17 protein-coding genes are annotated in these 19,680 nt (G+C 32.6%); 3 read left to right on the forward strand and 14 right to left on the reverse strand.

Annotation, left to right across the window (positions count from 1 at the left end):
* Positions 1 to 444: 444 nt before the first annotated feature.
* Both Q4Q40_RS14620 and Q4Q40_RS14625 read right to left on the reverse strand, forming a co-directional pair.
* Entirely contained in the window at positions 445 to 1,776 is a 1,332-nt protein-coding gene (locus Q4Q40_RS14620) for a leucine-rich repeat domain-containing protein (RefSeq protein ID WP_303302629.1), read from the reverse strand.
* Between the two features lie 552 nt (positions 1,777 to 2,328).
* The gene (locus Q4Q40_RS14625; protein WP_303302630.1) at positions 2,329 to 2,820 is read right to left on the reverse strand and encodes a DUF3592 domain-containing protein; all 492 of its coding nucleotides are present in this window, start codon (positions 2,818 to 2,820) and stop codon (positions 2,329 to 2,331) included.
* Between the two features lie 549 nt (positions 2,821 to 3,369).
* On the opposite strand from Q4Q40_RS14625, the gene ltrA reads away from it, so the two are divergent.
* Positions 3,370 to 4,617, forward strand: a complete 1,248-nt coding sequence (ltrA, locus tag Q4Q40_RS14630; protein WP_303302631.1) for a group II intron reverse transcriptase/maturase — start codon at positions 3,370 to 3,372, stop codon at positions 4,615 to 4,617.
* On the opposite strand, the gene Q4Q40_RS14635 is transcribed toward ltrA, so the two are convergent.
* The 4 genes from Q4Q40_RS14635 to Q4Q40_RS14650 all read right to left on the reverse strand — a co-directional run bounded on the left by Q4Q40_RS14635 (position 4,607) and on the right by Q4Q40_RS14650 (position 7,959).
* Entirely contained in the window at positions 4,607 to 5,113 is a 507-nt protein-coding gene (locus Q4Q40_RS14635) for a hypothetical protein (RefSeq protein WP_303302632.1), read from the reverse strand. The two genes, ltrA and Q4Q40_RS14635, sit on opposite strands and share 11 nt — an antisense overlap.
* A 1,091-nt stretch (positions 5,114 to 6,204) precedes the next feature.
* The gene (locus Q4Q40_RS14640; protein WP_303302633.1) at positions 6,205 to 6,549 is read right to left on the reverse strand and encodes a hypothetical protein; all 345 of its coding nucleotides are present in this window, start codon (positions 6,547 to 6,549) and stop codon (positions 6,205 to 6,207) included.
* A 334-nt stretch (positions 6,550 to 6,883) separates the two neighbouring features.
* Positions 6,884 to 7,312 (reverse strand): hypothetical protein, encoded by a 429-nt coding sequence (locus Q4Q40_RS14645; RefSeq protein WP_303302634.1) that lies wholly within the window; start codon positions 7,310 to 7,312, stop codon positions 6,884 to 6,886.
* Between the two features lie 422 nt (positions 7,313 to 7,734).
* Positions 7,735 to 7,959 carry a helix-turn-helix domain-containing protein gene (locus Q4Q40_RS14650; protein WP_303302635.1) on the reverse strand — a complete coding sequence of 75 codons (225 nt, stop codon included), beginning with the start codon at positions 7,957 to 7,959 and terminating at the stop codon, positions 7,735 to 7,737.
* A gap of 95 nt (positions 7,960 to 8,054) precedes the next feature.
* Here Q4Q40_RS14650 and Q4Q40_RS14655 point away from each other — a divergent pair, with 95 nt between their 5' ends.
* Positions 8,055 to 8,261 (forward strand): hypothetical protein, encoded by a 207-nt coding sequence (locus tag Q4Q40_RS14655; RefSeq protein ID WP_303302636.1) that lies wholly within the window; start codon positions 8,055 to 8,057, stop codon positions 8,259 to 8,261.
* A 13-nt stretch (positions 8,262 to 8,274) separates the two neighbouring features.
* Here Q4Q40_RS14655 and Q4Q40_RS14660 read toward each other — a convergent pair whose 3' ends face one another.
* The 8 genes from Q4Q40_RS14660 to Q4Q40_RS14695 all read right to left on the reverse strand — a co-directional run bounded on the left by Q4Q40_RS14660 (position 8,275) and on the right by Q4Q40_RS14695 (position 17,537).
* Positions 8,275 to 8,724, reverse strand: a complete 450-nt coding sequence (locus Q4Q40_RS14660) for an HAD family hydrolase (protein ID WP_303302637.1) — start codon at positions 8,722 to 8,724, stop codon at positions 8,275 to 8,277.
* Positions 8,725 to 8,730: 6 nt separating this feature from the next.
* Positions 8,731 to 9,039 carry a hypothetical protein gene (locus tag Q4Q40_RS14665; protein ID WP_303302638.1) on the reverse strand — a complete coding sequence of 103 codons (309 nt, stop codon included), beginning with the start codon at positions 9,037 to 9,039 and terminating at the stop codon, positions 8,731 to 8,733.
* Positions 9,040 to 9,064: 25 nt separating this feature from the next.
* The gene (locus Q4Q40_RS14670; RefSeq protein WP_303302639.1) at positions 9,065 to 9,460 is read right to left on the reverse strand and encodes a hypothetical protein; all 396 of its coding nucleotides are present in this window, start codon (positions 9,458 to 9,460) and stop codon (positions 9,065 to 9,067) included.
* Positions 9,461 to 9,636: 176 nt separating this feature from the next.
* Positions 9,637 to 11,463 (reverse strand): M1 family metallopeptidase, encoded by a 1,827-nt coding sequence (locus tag Q4Q40_RS14675; protein ID WP_303302640.1) that lies wholly within the window; start codon positions 11,461 to 11,463, stop codon positions 9,637 to 9,639.
* 91 nt (positions 11,464 to 11,554) lie between these two features.
* Entirely contained in the window at positions 11,555 to 13,162 is a 1,608-nt protein-coding gene (locus Q4Q40_RS14680; protein ID WP_303302641.1) for a S8 family peptidase, read from the reverse strand.
* A gap of 19 nt (positions 13,163 to 13,181) precedes the next feature.
* A complete protein-coding gene (locus Q4Q40_RS14685) occupies positions 13,182 to 14,042 on the reverse strand; it encodes an MBL fold metallo-hydrolase (RefSeq protein ID WP_303302642.1) in 861 nt (286 codons plus the stop codon).
* Positions 14,043 to 14,484: 442 nt separating this feature from the next.
* Entirely contained in the window at positions 14,485 to 16,692 is a 2,208-nt protein-coding gene (locus Q4Q40_RS14690) for a SulP family inorganic anion transporter (protein ID WP_303302643.1), read from the reverse strand.
* On the reverse strand, positions 16,689 to 17,537 hold the full coding sequence (locus Q4Q40_RS14695) for a universal stress protein (RefSeq protein WP_303302645.1): 849 nt from the start codon (positions 17,535 to 17,537) through the stop codon (positions 16,689 to 16,691). Before Q4Q40_RS14695 ends, Q4Q40_RS14690 begins: the two co-directional genes overlap by 4 nt.
* Positions 17,538 to 17,642: 105 nt before the next feature.
* Between Q4Q40_RS14695 and Q4Q40_RS14700 the strand changes: the two genes are divergently transcribed.
* Entirely contained in the window at positions 17,643 to 19,487 is a 1,845-nt protein-coding gene (locus Q4Q40_RS14700) for a cation:proton antiporter (RefSeq protein ID WP_303302647.1), read from the forward strand.
* Positions 19,488 to 19,680 lie beyond the last annotated feature (193 nt).

Here is a 19,680-nt window from a genome sequence, read left to right on the forward strand (position 1 = left end):
ATCTAAAAATTATCCGACTTGTGTCGGGATTTCCAATTATATCACTCTTTTGCTGTTCTGGGTGAGGTAAAATAACAAAATTTGATTTTTGCCTTTAAAGGCAGAATGAAACCTACGAAACGCCTCTTTAGTTTGTATAATAATACGCTTTTTTGTAGTATAAATCTTAATGGTATTATCGTTTACAAATGATAAACATCACAACTACAACAGAATAAAAACAAAGTGTTTCACGTGAAACACCCCGTAAGGAAGCTATTAGCTGTGGATAATATCTGTTCCCGATGAATACAAAATTTGACAATTTTAATAAGTGTCATTCTAAAAAACGGAATCAGATAATAAAAAAAGAAAAAGACACTTCATTTTCATAAAGTGCCTTTTATCTTTTCAAAGATCTTATAGAATAAAATCTAATTTTTTAGCTGTTACTTATATCTGTATTTATAAGCAAGTAACATTTGTATCTGTGAGTATTAGACTTATTACACTCCCTAAATTACAAACCTTTTTAGGAATTGTAGTTAATTCATTGCTAATAAGGTTAAGTAATCTCATTGTTGTTAAGTCGCCTATTGAGGAAGGAATACTTCTTAACATATTATCTGACAAATCTAACTCTCTAAGGGTAGTGAGGTTTCCAATTTCCAAAGGGAGCATTACGATTTGATTGTTATTTAATTTTAAATATTCTACAGCAGACAACGAGCCTATATTAGAATGAATAATAGATAAGTTATTGTAGCCTAAATTTAAAGTAATTATTTTGTCTAAATTTCCAATAGTAGCAGGAAGTAAAGCCAATTGATTGTTTACGAGAGCGAGTGTTTCTAAATTACTTAAATTACCAATATCGTCAGGCAAACTATTAATTTCATTATTATTTAAAGTTAAAGTCTTTAAGCTACTCATATTTCCAATTTCGGATGGAATTTGAACCAAAAAGTTATTAGATGAGTTTAAAGAGGTAACTTGATTTAAGTTTCCTATTTCGGTTGGTAGACTTGTTAATCTATTGTCTTCAACCATTAAATACTTAAGGTTTGTTAAATTACCAATTTCTGCAGGCAAACTACTTATTTCATTTTCATTGGCGACTAACCGTTCTAGGTTGTTTAATTGTCCTAATTCTATTGGAAAATTGCTAAGGTTGTTTTCTGAAATGTCAAGTGCTTTTAAACTAGAAAGACCACCAAATTCAGCTGGTACAGTGTTTATGTTTTTAGAAGAAAGAGCTAATTCTGTTACACGATCATCAACTACGGTAACACCTGTCCAGGAATTCATAGAATCGGCGTTTAAATTCCAGTCTAAAGTATTAATAAAGTTGGCTTTATAAAATATTTCCAAGATCTCTCTGTCTGAAAAAGGCTCGGAAACAGTAGCATTTATTGTATAATTTCTAATCGTTCCATCTTCTGCCTTAACGCTATATATTACAGGAGAAGTTAAATCGACACTTACATCAGATTCTGGGGTTACTGTAGCAAAATTTGAAATAGCAATTGTAGGTATTAGGTTGTGGATATCTGTTCCCGATGGAAACAAAAGAGTTATTGTTAAGTTCTCTTGATTAATAACAGCAGTAATATCTTCGGACAGTACCGTGTTATTCGCAGTAGTAAAGACAATGCTAGTAATGAGGTTTTCACTACTTAGGTTAGGTTGGGACCCATTATCGTCGTCGCTACTACAACTAGAAAGAATGAATATTAGTAGTACTAATAGATTTGTTTTCTGAAATGTTTTTTTGTAATTTTTTTTAATTTGTTTCATAATCTAGAAAATAATTTGTTCAAAATATTTTGAGGTTTAACCTGTTTCGTTTCCATTAGCATTAATAACGATTGTAAATCATAAAACCCTCTCTATTTTTTAATTTGTTTTATGGTGCTAATAATTCAAGTGCTTAATCCATGGATTTATTTTAAAAAAGTTGATAGGGCTTTTAATAATGGATAGATACAAGATTTGGCAATACTAATAAGTGTCGTTCTAAAAAACGGAATCAGATAATAAAAAAGAAAAGACACTTTATTCTTATAAAGTGTCTTTTATCTTTTCTACTATAAATGACAAATTTTATATTTAGCGACTTTGCAAATAAACACAGACTTTTTGATTAAGTATAAAAACTCTATGTTTTCTTATACATTGTGACTGTTGCACAACTCAAAATTTTTAGGGAATCATGTGTTTTTAATTTTTAAACAATTATTAAGCTGTTGACTATCAATGTTCATTGTTTTTAAAGTTCTCAGAAATGACCTAATTCAGTCAAAAAAAGTAGTTGTGCAACAGCCACCAATGTTGTAGGTAGTTTTTTATTCAGATTTTGTTTATCAACCATATAATTCCGCCTCCAGAAAATATAAATCCACCTATTATAAAAATTAGTGGGAAATATGTTTTCCAGAATTCGGTGTTTATCATTATTTCGTATTCATTCTCTTTTTTCAAATAGATAATATCAATCCGTTCGTTAATTCGTTTTGGGTTTGCACTCGTATCTAATTTTTGAGTAGTTTCAATTCCGTTTCTGTCTTTAAAACGGACAATTGGAAAGTGATGAACTTGCGAATATCCATCGGTGTCTTTCGAGCGTTCCTCGGCAAAGTCAATAATTTTGGCTTTCGTTTTAATTCCGTTGGCTTGAATTCGGCGATTTGAATTTCGCATATAGAATCCTGCAAATAAAAACCCGCCACCAACAATTAAAAAGACAAATGCTCCAATAAATTCATTATAAGTCTTGCTTAACCAAAAAAGTAAGACCATAATTCCGAATGGTAAAATATGTTTTTTTAAATCAATGTTCATTTTTTCAAATTATGTTTAATGTAAAATGCGTTTCAATGCATTTTTACACAGTGTGTGTGCCCAGCATGGGCATCTTTTAATTACCGAAAGGTAAATAATTAATCTAGAGGGTGCAAGTCCCTTATGCGCAGGAGTAACGTCTTGAAGCATTAGTAAGTCGCAAGGGTGAAAATCGTGAGGTTTTATCTGAAGGAAGCGATACTACAAAGCTCGGTACTGACGAACAGAAACCGTATACAGAGGCATAATTACTCGGGTAAGCAAGCACATCATTGCAACGCCCAAAATAGTATCAAACGGGTAGATATGTAGATACGGCAGTGATTGAGTGAAAGAAGATGCCATTACCTGGGGAGGTCTCCATAATCACGAGTTGGTATAATGGAGAAGTCAGCAGAAGTCATATTACCTACAGGAAACGAGCTGTGAAAACCACAGATGGTCTCACAAGTAGGGAAGGACAGAACATTAAATTAAGTTGGAATTCGACTAGGATGCGAAAGCAAGCCTTTTCTTAAACCAACAGGAGATTACAAATTATTAATACCTATGATTACAAACGTATTAGCAGCAGAGAACCTAGATAAAGCAGCACGCGATGTGATGCGAAATAAGGGATCAAGTGGCATTGATGGTATGAAAACCACGGAACTATCTGATTATATCAGAGCCCACCTAGCGACCATACTCACAGAAATCCATGAGCATAGCTATATACCAGCACCAATCTTAGGAGTAAGTATTCCAAAAGGTAATGGTAAAACGCGTCTATTAGGAATCCCAACAGTAGTAGATCGATGGTTACAACAGGCGGTAAATCTCCAATTAATGGCTAAATTCGAGTACGAATTTGAACCCACTAGTTATGGATTTCGTCCGCAGAAGAACATCCAGAAGGCCGTATTACAAGCTCAGGCGTATATCAATTCAGGTTACGCCGAGATTGTAGATATCGACTTAAAAGGATTCTTTGATGAAGTCGACGATTGTATCCTATTACAGCTTATCTACAATAAGGTAAAATGTCCAACGACCTTACGGTTACTTCGTAAATGGCTACGAGCGCCCATTCTAATAAATGGGAAATTTTGTAAACGTCGCAAAGGCATTCCACAAGGTAGCCCTATAAGTCCAATATTATCTAATATTATGTTAGACGTATTGGATAAAGAGATGAAACGAAAAGGATTGTATTACCTGCGTTACGCAGATGATTTTAGCATTTATGCAAAAACGAAAAGGGAGGCAAATCGGATAGAAACTATGGTTTCTCATTTTCTAAAAGAAAAACTAAAGTTACCTATTAACAAAGCCAAAAGCGGTATACGTCGTCCTGTAAATTTCGAATTATTGGGACATGGATTTGTCCCCATCTATAAAAAGGGATTAAAAGGACACTATCAATTAGTAATAGCAAAGAAAAGTTGGGGAAAGTTAAAGCGTAAGCTCAAAAGTATCACCAAGAAAACCAAGCCCATGTCGTTATTAGAGCGTCTCGAACGTCTGAATGATGTTTGTAGAGGATGGATGACTAATTACCGCCTAACCAAGATCTATGCAAAAGTTAAAAAGCTAGATGAATGGTTACGAAATCGGTTACGGTATTGCATTTGGCATGATTGGAAGAAACTAGAGCGGAAACGTAAAAACCTAATTCGCTTAGGGATAGAAGAAGGGCAAGCTTATTTCAATTTGGTGAACCGCCCAGTACGAGACCCGTACGCTGGGTGGTGTGTGAGGCGCAGTGGCGACTTTAAGTCGTCACCCGTCTACACGATTATGTGTATTATAGTTTGAGTTTATTAATCACTTGGTTGGTTGCTCTAGTCGCCATGACATATTCACAATAGTTAAAGTTAAACGGACGGTCTTCGTCTTTTACGATATATTCAAAACAGAAGTCAGGTTCCGCATCTAGAGTCGGTGCATTAAGGATACCGCACTCTTTTAGTTTTGCTGCAACAGAAGGTTTAAGTAAAGCGGTAGCTGCGGCAGTGAGTATCAAATGATTAATGTCTTGTTGTAATCCGTTATAATCTTCTACACTTTCATATAATTCTTCGAATAATTTAAACACGAATTCAGAGGCTTCTTTGAACTTTACTGATTTACAATTTGAATGTTCAAAAATGCTATAGTATTCCCAGTCTGCTGGACTATAACGTAGGCTTTCATCATCAACGTAAGTATCAGAATCCTTATGATCCTTATCTTGTCGAAATGAAATGGCAGAATATGTTTGATATGCCGATGGAATTAAATCAAAGGAGATTCCACTGATATCATACTCCATAGGAGCTAGTTCATTTTTATGCAATTCAAATAAATCAACTAACGCATTTTCTAGCATTGGGATAATTTGAGCAACTTTTTCAGGCAATAGTTTTTCCATAATATTCTTCATTACACATAACAATTGTATAACTACAATAAATAGTGATCCAATTGTGGTTATATCGTTTATACATGCAATGTATTACTTTTTAATAAAGCATCCAATGGACATATAATGGTCTTATGTTAATTTCAATAGTTGTGGTATAAATTTCTGTTGTTTTTGGCGAACTATGTCCTAGCATATTCTGCAAATGACGAATATTTATGTTGTTTTCAATGCATTATGTTGCAAATGAATGGCGCAATCAATGTATGTACTGTTGCCCATGGGTTCAAATAGCCCAATAGCACGGATTTTTAATCCGTGATTCATTATCTTAAACATAACCCATTATATGAAGCTTTCACCTCACTACAAAAGCCTTCTTTTATTTATTTACGGGCACGGAAAACATTTCCGCGCTAGCGGGGTGCTGTAGAGCTTGTAAAAAAGGAACTTTAATCACGATATTAACTTTTGATAGTCGAGGGCCTCCAAAGAATTACAAAAAAATAGTAACACGTAAAATCCTCAAATACAAACAGTAAAGATATGGCAATGTGCCCATAGAGGTTACTACTGCCTATACTCAAATAACAAACACTAAAACGCTGTTTTAAATGTGTTTAGAAACAAAAAGGTGAGAAAACAGATGCTTTATTACCTTAAGTGTGCCCTTCTTTATATCTCTTTTTATAGATAATCTTTTATAAAAACACCTCAAAAAAACGTTTCCCCCCTTATTCTAAGTAATGGATCAGTCAACAAGGCATATAGCGTTGGCCTATCGGCACGCCATATACTTAGTTATTAGCAAATCGTTTTTATTCTCTATCAATCTGATTGAGGCGGGTAAATTTAACCTGACTACCATGCCTCCGTCAGATAGATTCTGGATAAAACATCCTTGTCGAAGTTAATACAAAATTGATTTACTATAAAGCTGCCAGTTTCTTTAAAAATGTTGTGGTAGGTGTGTGATAGGAATTGCTCAAAAATAGCGAGTGTTAGTCCACTAGAAATATAGAGATATTGCCACTGCTTTTGTATGTGCCCACAGTCTTTATGTTGGCGTAAGCTATATAATAACGGCTATTGTCACCTGTAATAAAAAGGCCATTACTCAAAAGCTCAATTTTTTTTATATCCCCCTTATTATATTTTTCACTTGTTTTCATTATTTTGTTCTCATTGTTAGTACTGGTCTTTATCCATATTGCTATCTCTATTTCTGAAGGGTTAGAGATGTCGATATGTTGAAGTACTTTTTCTAAATCGTCTTTAATTGTTTGAGCGTAAGAGCTAGTTATACTTAAAGTCAGAATGAACAGAATAATTGCTATTTTTTTCATATAAATATTTTTAAAAGAAGTGCGAAAATAATTAATATTTTTCAATATTTGCTAACGTTCCGGCTAAAAAGCGTAAAAATGGTTTGGTTGGTTAGGTTTATGATTTTTAGCTATTGTGGCTGTTGCACAACTACTTTTTTGACTGAATTAGGTCATTTCTGAGAACTTTAAAAATAATGAATATTGATAATCACCAACTTAACAATCGTTTGAAAATTAAAAACACATGATTTCCTAAAAATTTTGAGTTGAGCAACAGTCACCTTTGTTGTAACACGTTTTTTATTCATTCAATTTGGTAATTATTTGTTCAGTCAGATTGTCGTTTTTATCATCAAGAAATTATGATAGTCGGTCCGAAAACATTTTTTATTGCAAGAAGTCCGAATTTTGAATTAAAAATGATTGGTCCAGTTCCATCAGATACTGGATTTTCCAAATCATAAAAGTCAAATTCTAAACCCTGAAACATTAGATTTCTGAATGGTTCTTTGTCAGTTTTTATAAATTTTTCACCTCCAAAAAGAAGAGAGTTTGAATCTTTTAACTTTTTAATGAAAATAGTTTTTGATGAGTCAATTTCATTAACATATTCATAATTCAGTGATTTGTTAGTTTGTTTAAAACTCAACGTGAATTTTTCATTTTTCAATTTACAACCAAAGAATATTATTGCATTTCTTTCAATTTGCCATTCAGTTTTTTCATCAGAACAACCGAGACAAAGCGTAAATATTAATATGGAAGTTATTAGTTTTTTCAAATGTGTTACAACAATTGAATATAGTTACCATGGTAACTATATTTCCATTATACAGAGTACTAATGTCGCAAATGTTTTTATCATAAAATACGGGGTGGCTTCTTTTTTCTTACTCTAACGCCACTAGCTAGAAAAATGGCGGTAACAAACATATTATACCCGAGCGGGGAAAAGTCATTATTCTTATTAAGGTAAGAGGTATCAAGTAATATGAAATCGTCTACGTCATCAAAAAAACAGTTTTATTATTTTCTCCGACTACTTTAGCGCCTTGAATAAAAATATTTTCGACTTTATTAATGTCTTGTTCAAATGTCTGAGTTAAGATAATATTTGTGTTGCCTTGACCTAAACATATTATTATTGAAAAATTAAAAAGCAATAATAAGGGCTTAGAAATATAGTCAGTTTCAAGAATTTTTTTATTCAAAACCTTCACTAAAAAATTCTTTAAGTGTCATATCGAAAGCTTTGGCAATTTTTAACAGACTTGAATATTGTATATCAGTCCCAGTTTCATACCTGCCATATTGAGCTCTATGAATTCCGTTGTCAAATGCAAAGTTTTCATAACTACTGTAGCCTTTTTTGATTCTCAAAGACTTTATTCGTTTAGCTAGCTTCTTAATTTCTGTTGGTTTATCCATGGAGTAAAGAAATTAAGTTCGCTATTAATAAACTACTACTAATTAGTAGTTTTTAAAAAGAAATTACTATATTTTAAATAGTTACCTATAATCAAATGCTGAATAAAGAAAAACAAGACTTTTTATCTGAATTAATCGATAGTAGCTGTATCTCGTCAGAGGAATTGGCAGAATGTTTGGATATGGGAATTGAGATGTTGTTTTTTATAGAAGAAGATACTTTTGATAGAAAAGATATACAGAATGTTATTTTTGTAATAAGGAGAGTTATCAATGCCTTAAGAAAAGAAAAGGAATGTTAAGCTATTATATGCCTTATCCAACGTTTTTTATTCCATTTTTTATTTTTTCAATCCATTTTTTGTCAGTTGGCTCAACAATAATTGCCTTGAAATTAAATCTCTTACTCTCAATTCCGACGCCTTTTAAGTCATCAATATGCAAGTCAAAATCAAATGCTGGTGGAAATTTCGATGAGTTAATATCCCTAGATTTTAAAACTCGATGATTTTCTGTTTGGTTTACAATTCGGTTGACCTTTATTCCGTAATATTTTAAAGTCCGTCTTATTTTTCTTTTAGTTCTAAATGATGTTGTATAAATATGAATTTTGTGTCCTTGATTCTGTAAGTCCAAAATTAATTCAGATGTTCCTTTTCGTATTTCCTCAATTCCAAATAGTTTAGCAATTCCACTTCTATTTTCAGTTTCAAATTCCTTTCCGTTTGGAATTAATGTACTGTCAAGGTCAAAACTGATGTTCATAATTATCTAAATTGCGTCAGTTTCTACAATTAAACTATTAATTACTTTTGATAAGATATCTTTTTCTTTCTTTTTAAAGATATTTATTATAAAAACAGGTGTGTTTTTACTTTGATAATAATAAACCAAACTATATTCGGTTTTTTTATTAAGTGTTAAACCAATATCTAATTTATATACATTATTTACTGCCATAAACTTTTTCCCAATTCTTGGATTAACTGATAATTTTTCACAAATAGATTCAATATATTCAGAAGAATATTTTCCTTTAATTTTATTTTGAAAGTTTATACTGTTAATTATAGTGTGCATTTTTAATGTTGAGTAACGATTTTTATCAGTTCGAGTCCAAAAATATATTTCGATTTTTTCCAGTTACCGAAACCGATAATCCAGATATTACTAATTCAACTGCTTCATTGTGATTATCTGTAAATCCTGTTAAATGATGCCAAGGATTGTCTTGTGCTACTGTTATTTTATAGTGTTGTTTGTCATCAATTTCGATTATTTTTACTAAAACTTGCCAATACTGATAGTCATCCTTATTTGTGAATAACAGTTCAGCATGAGATGTAAATGCCCAAACAGGTTTGTGGTCAATTAACTTCAGAGATTTAATTAATTCACACATCATTTCAGGCATTTTTCTCCATTGAGAAGGCCATTTTTTTGGGTTATAAAACTCAAGTAATGTCCTCTTTTGTTGTCCAGATATTCGTTTTAATTCCATTTAGATTGCGTTTCTCAAATGTTGCCCAACTATGAAATAAACGCAATTGCGTTTATTTTCCTTATATAGAAAGTTTATTAAAAATATTTAACAGACTATACTATACATCACAAAACAAGCTTAATTGTATAAAACAAAAAAGACATACCATTTTCAAAAGACTCAAAAAATAAAACCTACTTAGTATTATTCTTTTTATCTACATCTGCCATCATCCCTTTAGGGTCTATTTGAACGCTTTTAACAGCTTTACCAACTTCAAAGGAGTATGTTGGGTACGCCCAAGCCCAATCTGCTTTTAAAGTCGCTGAGGTTGGTTTTTCACCACGCATCATTTGTAATGGGATATAGAAATCTTCGGTACTATCGTCGGTATAAGTTACCGTTAGATCTATAGGCATTGGCATCTGCCCTATTCGCTCTAAAGTGATGGTTTTTTCTTCTATATTTTTTACAGCATAATCAATCGTATTGGTGGTTTGTGCAAAATCCATTAAATACCAATCTAATTCTAAACCAGACACTTTTTCGGCAGAACGAATAATACTATTAGGTGTTGGGTGCTTAAAAGCAAAATCGTTAAAATATCGTTTTATAGTTTTCTTTAGGTTATCTTTTCCAATAATATACCCTAATTGCGCTAAAAACACAGCACCTTTATTGTATGCCGAAATACTATAAGCCTGATTAAAATGATAACGATCTGCATGTGTGGTAAGGGGTTGTTCTTTTCCAGATTTTGCTAAGTAAATATAATTTCCATAAGCACCAGAAATAGGATTTTCTCTATTACGATTCATAATCTCATTTTCGGCTAAATCACTAATATAACTAGTAAACCCTTCGTCCATCCATTCGTGTTTTGACTCATTAGATGCTAATAAAAATTGAAACCATGTGTGTGCCATTTCGTGTGCTGTAACACCAACTAAACTTCCATAACTACGGTTTCCAGTTATTAGGGTACACATAGCATATTCCATACCACCGTCACCGCCTTGTATAACAGAATATTGCTTATAAGGGTATTTACCAATATGTTTACTAAAATATTGCATAAGTTCCACTGTTTTTGGTTGCAGTTTTTTCCAGCTTTCCTTTTTAGCAGCATCTAAGGTGCTTTTATAATAGAAGTGTAATAGCGGACCATCTGGAACTTGTAGCGTATCGTGAATATAATCTGGATCTGCGGCCCATGTAAAATCGTGTACTTTTGGTGCCTTATAATGCCATGTTATTTTGTTGTTACTGGCAGTTGCGTTAGGGTTTTGTAAGTAACCTGTACCACCAACAACGTAATTTTTATCGATGGTTAGTTTTACATCAAAATCTCCCCAAACGCCATGAAACTCTCGTCCAATATACGGATCGGCATGCCATCCTTCAAAATCGTATTCTGCTAGTTTAGGATACCATTGCGTCATAGATAACGCGACCCCTTCCCTATTGTTTCTTCCAGAACGACGTATTTGAGCAGGAACTTGAGCATCAAAAATCATATTAAATGTAACACTTTCTCCTGGTTGTATGGGTTTTGCTAAATCAACTTCTAAAATTGTACCAACAGTTTCATGTTTTAAAGTCGTTCCATTTTGTTTTAATGAATGGACTTTTATATAACCTATTTCATTAGGTTTTAATTTGCTAATTCTATCTCCAACTCTAGCGTCTGGATCTGCGATGGTACGAGAACGAACATCCATTTCACTTCCTGGTTGAAAAGCATTAAAATACAAATGATAATATACACGATTTAAAACGTCTGGCGAATTATTTGTATATACTATGGTTTGATTTCCTTTGTATTGATAGGTGTTTACGTCCATATCAATTTCCATTTTATAATCTACATGCTGTTGCCAATAAGTGGTTTTTGATACTGGTCGTGTTGTTGGTGTTTGAGGGGTTGCTGCAACAGGTGCATTTTGTGCATTTATATTTTTAGAACTGTTACAAGAAATAAGGACAGTTAAGCCTAACACGGAAATAAGGAGTCGTTTCATACTATAGATAGAATATATAAGTTAAAAAAATAAAAAAGAGGCAATATATAATATAATCGCCCCCTTTTTTTACCATTATAAATTTAATAATTTATTTTGACATTTTCGAAGCCATAATTAAAGCATTATAAGCATTAACCATTTTAGCCGACTTTGTTAAATCAGCAAAAGGTCTTACATCATCAGTATTTCCACCAACAATTACTTTTGTTTTTACAGCTAAACCAGAATCCATAAGTATTTGCTTTACTTGAGCGGCACTTAATTTTGGATAATAAGAACGAATTAATGCAGCGACACCAGCCACAGCAGGAGCAGCCATAGAGGTCCCTCCTTTTGTATCGTATTCGTTTTCTGGCGTAGTAGAATATACTTTAGCTCCAGGAGCAAAAACATCTACATTTTGTTTTCCGTAATTAGAAAAACTAGCAACCAATCCAGAACCGTATTTTGGAGCCAAAGCACCAACCCTTATGTATGTATCGGAAACTTCTTCTCCGTTTATATTATCGTCAGGAAAATTAGGTGCTGTATCAACATCTTTACCGTCATTTCCTGCAGCATGTACAAAAAGTACATCTTTTTTTCCTGCGTAAGCAATGGCATCACGTACCCAATCACTATGTGGTGAATAACTTTTACCAAAACTTCCGTTTATAATTTTTGCACCATTATCAACAGCATATCTAATGGCCAATGCGATGTCTTTATCGTATTCATCTCCGTTTGGCACTGTTCTTAAACTCATAAGAGCCACATTATTTGCTACGCCATTTGCGCCTTTACCATTATTACGTTCTGCAGCAATAATACCTGCTACGTGCGTACCATGACTTTCTGTTTTCTTAATAGGTTTTACGTTACCATTACCATAAGATGTGGTAGACATATCGTCTGGATTATCTCCATTAACACGCCCTTTAAACGTTTTATTCAGGTTATAATTTAATCTTTCATTGATACTTTCAATACCATTAGAGATTTCTTTTTTAGCATCAGCCATAGACTCCATACCATTACCAAACATATATTTGGCTACTTGTATGGCTTGTTTAAGTGTGTCATCTTCTGTTTTAATAGCATTAACGTCTGCTTTGGTATAATCTTCTTTTCCGAAGTGTTTAGATAAAGTCTCGTCTGCAGATTTTATTTGCTGAAAAATCTGTTCGTAATTCCCTTTGTAACCTGAGTATTTTTGATATTCTTTATCGTACTCAGATTCAGCCCTTTTATAATCAGGATTACTTGTATCTCCGCTGGCCAAAATTCTAATAAACTCTAATTGTTCATTGTATCCATCACCTAAAAAATTCCATCCATGGATATCGTCTACATAACCATTGTTATCATCATCTTTTCCATTATTTGGCGTTTCTCCAGTGTTGGTCCATAACACATCATTTAAATCTTCATGATCAATATCAATTCCAGAATCTATAACAGCTACGATAACTTTTTTGCCTTTTTTCTTTTTAATAATTTCAGCATATGCCTTATCAACACTCATTCCTGGAATGGTATCTTTTACTAAATCTAAATGCCCCCAATTGTGTTTTTCTGCTTCAGTTAGATCTAACACTTTTAATGGTGTATTATCAATATTTTCAACAGGTGTTGATAGTATTTCTGCTGTACCCCCACATCCAGAAATTAATAAAGCTGCAAAAGCAGAAGTAGTTATTGTTTTTAATGTTCTCATACTCTAGTCTTAATGTTTTTTAGTTAAATATCTCTTTAGTTGTATATGTGTTTTTTAATCTGACTCCTTTTTTTGTTTTTTGTACAGTGATAATTTCATTATGAGCATCGTGTTCTAAAAACAAGTAGTAATTATTATCGGCTGCGATGTCAAGAAATTTTTCTTTTTCGTTAAGTGTTAACAAGGGTCTGGTATCGTAACCCATAACAAATGGAATTGGTAAATGTCCAACAGTAGGTAATAAATCTGCCATAAAAGCAATGGTCTTGCCCTTGTAGTTAATAAGCGGAATCATTTGCTTATCCGTGTGTCCATTAGCAAAAAAGATATCGAAACCAAGCTCTGAATTATTAAGTAAGTCTTCTTTTGGAAGTGATGTGAATTTTAGTTGTCCACTTTCTTCTATAGGGATAATATTTTCTTTTAAAAAGGATGCTTTTTCCCGTCTATTGGGTTGTGTTGCCCACTGCCAATGGTCTTTATTACTCCAAAAGTGTGCATTTTTAAAAGCAGGTTCGTAACCAGTTTTATCTTTATTCCATTGAACACTACCTCCGCAATGATCAAAATGTAAATGCGTCATAAAGACATCGGTGATATCATCAGGATGAAACCCATTTGCTTTAAGAGCTCCTTCTAAAGTATCGTCTCCCCAAGGATGATAGTAACTAAAAAATTTTTCAGATTGTTTATTACCCATACCAGTATCTATTAATATGAGTCTGTTACCGTCTTCAATAAGCAAAGAACGCATTGTAAGATCGATCATATTATTAGCATCGGCAGGATTTGTTCTTTGCCACAAAGATTTAGGTACAACACCAAACATGGCACCTCCATCAAGTTTGAGATTACCAGCATTTATAGGAAATAAGTTCATAGTCTGTAAAATTAAACAAATCGTAATAAAAACCGCAATTCGTTAAGAATTTATTAAGAAATATTTTAGAAAATAGTTTATAGAAGAAAAAGTTTTTTATTAATTTTTGTTTTGTACGTAATTAACATATTGATTGAGAACATATTTAGCATATTTTCAATTAAATTATAGACTATTTTATAGAAACCTATTGTATTGTGTTAATAAAGAAAAACACGAGAGCTTCAATGTCATGGTAAATGTTACTTGGCTACACAGTTAGCTACAAACATATAAGGCTTTACTAACGAAACGGCTTTTTTGGAGTGGTCAGAACTGCTTTTTTTTGCAGTTTTATGTAAGGCAAAATGAAACTGGCAAAAACCTGAGCGAAGCCAAAGTATACCCCTATTCTCGAGCCTACCTGCTGACAAAGGCAGGGATAGTCGGTTTCAATAATTTTTTATTGCCTTGTAGATTTAACAACATTTTTTAAACGCTTACCAAAATCGAACAAGGCTTTTATCTCTTTTACACTAGCAAGGCGTTCTTTTCCAAAAACTAACAAGCTGTTACCATTAGATTCAACATGATAATAAGGGTTGCTCTCAAAGAAATGTGTCACATCATCATTAAAAAATTCGGTTATTTCTGTTTCATTATCTCCCAATAAATAGAAGCGCTTAGAAAAGTCTGAATGATTTTCTATCGGAATATCTTTAAAGCCAGCAAAGGCGTAAACCTTTTCTAAAAAACCTTCTCTATCTAAAGTAAACTCAGGAATAGCATAGTTTAGTTGAATATGAAGCATGGTAGAACGAACAACTTCTTTGGCTATAAATTCACCTTCAGAAAATTCAATGTCAAATAATTTAATAGCATTGTTTTCGTGAGACAATTTATTGTAAATATGATTGATGTTTTTGGTGTTGAAAAACAAGAAATCATTTAAAAACGACTCATCTTTTTTCTTTTGTGCATTATAATTTAAATTATAATCTTTTGCTAAACTTTCAATACTGGTCTGTCTTCTAGTTAAATTATTTGTAATAATTTTTGGAACAGGAAGCATACGTCTTAAAGCAAATGGATGTTTAGAATCGGTATCATGCATATCTAAACCAATAACATCAAAATGCCCGCCTCGTTTTTTAAACAACTCTTGGTAACTGTGCATGTTTTCCATAACGGTATGGTCTACAAATTCACACATTGAGAAATCTACAATAACATCCTGATCTTCAGGAACGTCTTCTAAGCGCTGTTTAAGTCTATAATAATTTAAAAAACTACAAAAATGTTTAACACTTACGTAAAAACTATTTTGAGTTTCTGTTTCTTTATACATTAAAACATTTGGTTTCAATATATTTCTTATAAATAGTCCAACACTTTTATTAATAATAATATGAATAACTATTGTGGCGATCACACCAGCTATAATACCAGTAATTAAACCTATTTTTAAGGTTACTATAAGTGTTACAAAAAAGATAACAAGTTGCTCTTTACCTATTGAAAATATTTTTGTAATAATATTTGGAGATGCTAGTTTATAACCAGTATATACTAATATGGCCATTAACGCGGGTAATGGAATTCGAGTTAATTGGGTACTGAATAAGCCAATAAACAAGATTAAAAAAATGGCGTGAAAAAAGTTTGAGGATCTGTTACTTGCTTTGTTGTTTACGTTTACAGAGCTACGAGCTATAACAGTAACCACGTTCAACCCTCCTAAAAGGCCGCTGCCAATGGTTGCTAATCCTAAAGCTTTAAGGTCTCTATTAACATTTGAACGTCTTTTTTCAGGATCTAATTTATCAACCGCTTTAATGCTTAAAAGGGATTCTATACTTGAAATTAATGTTAATGCAAAAACGCTACCCCAAAAAGAGAAGCTCCATATACCACTAAAATCAGGTATTGGCAGATCGGCTATAATTTCTTGAATGGTTGGAATGCCCGATATCATATATTCTGGAGCAATTGGATTAGGCTCATGCATGCCTAATTCAAAATAATAACTAAACCCAATAGATAAAATAACGATCCACATAGGTGCAGGAATAAGCTGTAGATATTTATTTCTAATTTTTGAATAAAACAGCATAATAGCTAAACTAATAACCCCTGCTAATGCGGCAAAAATGAGCCCTTTATTTTCATAGTGAATAGCATCGTTAATAGTATAGGGAATCTCCAAAAGATAATCGATGGTTTCTTCACGTTTTATCTTATGGGCAAACATAATATGAAACTGTTTCCCTAAAATAATGAGTCCTATTGCGGCAAGCATCCCTTGTATGGCAGAAGATGGAAAAAAATCGGCTAGCCTACCCATTCTAAAGAATCCTAAGAGTAAAAGCAAAACACCAGAACACATAATGGCAACATAAGCACTCTCTAAACCTAAGGTTGCGATGGCCACTAAAAGAACACCAACCAAACCATTGCCTGGGCCTGAAATTGTTACATAACTCCCTCCTAAGATGGATACGACAATACCACCTACAATAGCAGCAATAACACCTGCAATAGGTGGTGCATCACTAGCCATAGCTAAACCCAATCCAAGAGGTAATGCAATAAGGCTTACCACAAAACCAGAAAACATGTTTTTAGGTAAAGCTTTAAAAAAGTCTTTTATGTTATTTTTTTTAGGACTCATTGTAGAATTAGCACATCGGTTGGTAACTCGGTTAAAATATGTTCAATATCATGAGGAAATAATCGATCCCAAAAGGTCATTTTAGTTGGTGCATTCATGACAAGCAAATCGGCACGAGAAATTTGTGCATAATGACCTATGGAATACCCTTTTTTTCCAAAAATAGGCTGTAGTTTAACCGTTTTGTTTTTAGTATATTCTTCGGGAATATGGCTTATTATTTCTTTTATTCTAGAATTTTCTCTAAGCTCGATACGCTCTTTTATGATGGTTGCCTTTCTAAGTGATTTGTTATCATTAACCTTTACAGAAACTTCTTGTTCATTAATTTCTTCTACGATGGTGATTTTTTTAGCTTTCAACTTTTTAGCAACGTAAAATGCTGAGGTAATGGTTTGCTCTGTTTTTGGATCTTTTAAACCGTTTACAACGATATGTTGACACGGAATTCTTTCTACCGAAGGCTTAATTAAAAGTAAGATGGAGCATTTAGCTTGTCGCGTAATTTTTCTTGCAATAGAGCCCACATAGTATTTTAAAAAACGCTCTCGTTGAACAGCTCCAAGAATTAATAGATCTATTTTTTTTTCTTCAGAAGTAGATAAAATAACATTAACAGGATCACCAGTTTTAAAAACAACCTCAAAATCTAAATGGTCTTTTTCAAAACTTTTAAGGATGGCACCAAGCATATTTCTTTTATCCTCGGAGGCTTCACCTACATGAATTAAAAATAACTTAGATCCGAAAAAGACAGACAATCTAGCGGCCTCAAAAAGATTAGCCTTTAAGTTAGGTGAAAATGCCACCCCAATACCAATACTTTTAAAAGGTTTTAGAGACAATACTTTACTTTTTGTTTTTACTTAAAGGTGAAAGATAACATTTTTTAAAAACATTAAATCATCTGTTTTACTTAAATTAGTATTTTTTATATTGATTTTTAAAGGATGTTAGAATTAGCAGGAATTATCATTTTAGGCATATTGGCACAATGGGTTGCATGGAAATTTAAAATACCAGCCATTTTACCACTGATTCTCATTGGTTTACTAGTAGGACCTATTGCTGCAGAATTTTTAAGCGAAGATAGGGCTAAATGGATTGAGCCCATTTGGAATGGTGAAAAAGGATTATTTCCAGGAGAAGGTCTGTACTATTTTGTATCGCTTGCTATTAGTATCATTCTTTTTGAAGGAGGTTTAACATTAAAGCGTTCTGAAATAAAAAATGTAGGACCAGTGATTACTAAGTTAATAACTTTAGGTTCTGCCGTTACCTTTTTTGGTGCAGGTGTATTGGCACATATTATTTTTGATCTTAGTTGGGAAATTTCATTTTTATTTTCGGGGTTAATAATTGTTACAGGGCCAACGGTAATAACACCTATTCTTAGAAATATTCCGTTAAAAAAAGATGTCTCAACAGTATTAAAGTGGGAAGGTATTTTAATAGATCCTATTGGTGCTTTAGTAGCGGTATTAATGTTTGAGTTTATTAGTGTTGGCGGAGGTGGTGGTTTTACAAAAACAGCCTTAATTGAGTTTGGTAAAATTATTCTTTTTGGGACTACTTTTGGTTTTACGTTTGCCCATGCTTTAGCATTTGCTATAAATAAAAAGCTAATTCCGCATTATCTGTTAAATGTAGTGTCTCTTTCTGCTGTTTTATTAGTTTTTGTTGAATCCGAAATATTTGCTCACGAATCTGGGTTGCTTGCAGTTGTTGTAATGGGTATGGTTTTGGGTAATGGAAAACTAGAAAATATAAAAGAACTATTATATTTTAAAGAGTCTTTAAGTGTTCTACTCATATCTATTTTATTTATTCTATTAGCGGCCAATATTAATATTGAAGATTTAATGCTGCTTTATAGCTGGAAAACAGCAGTGCTTTTCTTGATTGTCGTATTTGCAATTAGACCATTGGGGGTGTTTTTAAGTACGTATGGGTCTAAATTAAAAGTAAATGAAAGACTATTTATTAGTTGGGTAGGACCAAGAGGAATTGTTGCTGCGGGAATTGCATCTCTTTTTGGCAGTAAGTTACTCAAACAAGGTATAGAAGGTGCCGAATATATTACACCTTTGGTATTTATGATTGTTTTAGGAACTGTTTTACTTAATGCAACAACAGCACGCTTATTTGCGAAAACTGTGGGCGTATTTTTAATAAAATCGGAAGGAATATTAATTGTAGGTGCTTCCCAAGTATCCAGATTAATTGGTAAATACTTAAAAGAGAATAGCAGACATGTTGTTTTGATAGATAGCAATCAAACAAATATTCAATTATCGCAAGAGTTAGGTCTTGAGGCTATTGGCACTGATATTTATTCTGAAACTTTAGGAGATAATATAGAACTTAATGATGTAGGGTATTTAATGGCTTTAACGGGTAGTGCTGATATTAACCAGTATGCTATTGATAAATTTGAAAAACAATTTGGAGAAAATGGATCTTTTAGATTGATAACGGTTGATGAAATGAATAACCCTAATAATAGTCCGAAAGAAGGGTTGTTTTCGGATACAGATGATTTTACCAAACTTACAGAAGTAGCTCGTAAATACCCGAATATTAACGAAGTTGAAATTAATGACAGGGAACATTATGAAACTTTAATTGAAGCGATAAGTAAAGAAAGTGATACGATACCCTTGTTTGTTAAAGATAAAAATGGGGTTTTAGAAATAATATCTTCATATAATAAAGCTATCGAGAAAGTTGAAAAAGACTATAAATTAGTGTATTTAGGAAAACCTTTTGATGTTGAAAAAGACACCAATTCCTAAAACCAAAGGGTTTAAACCTGAGTTTGACGTAAAGAAAATGAGGTGGTTTTTGTAAAATACTGTTTATAAGATATTTATCTTAATAAAGTGAATTTTAGATATCTGAAACATATATAAAACCTAGCGTCTTTTATACGCTAGGTTTTAGAGGTGTCCAAAGGATGTAGATTGAAGCTTATAAAACAGATTGTTT

The sequence above is a fragment of the Flavivirga jejuensis genome, from assembly GCF_030540765.1.
In the GTDB taxonomy this organism is placed as follows: domain Bacteria; phylum Bacteroidota; class Bacteroidia; order Flavobacteriales; family Flavobacteriaceae; genus Flavivirga; species Flavivirga jejuensis.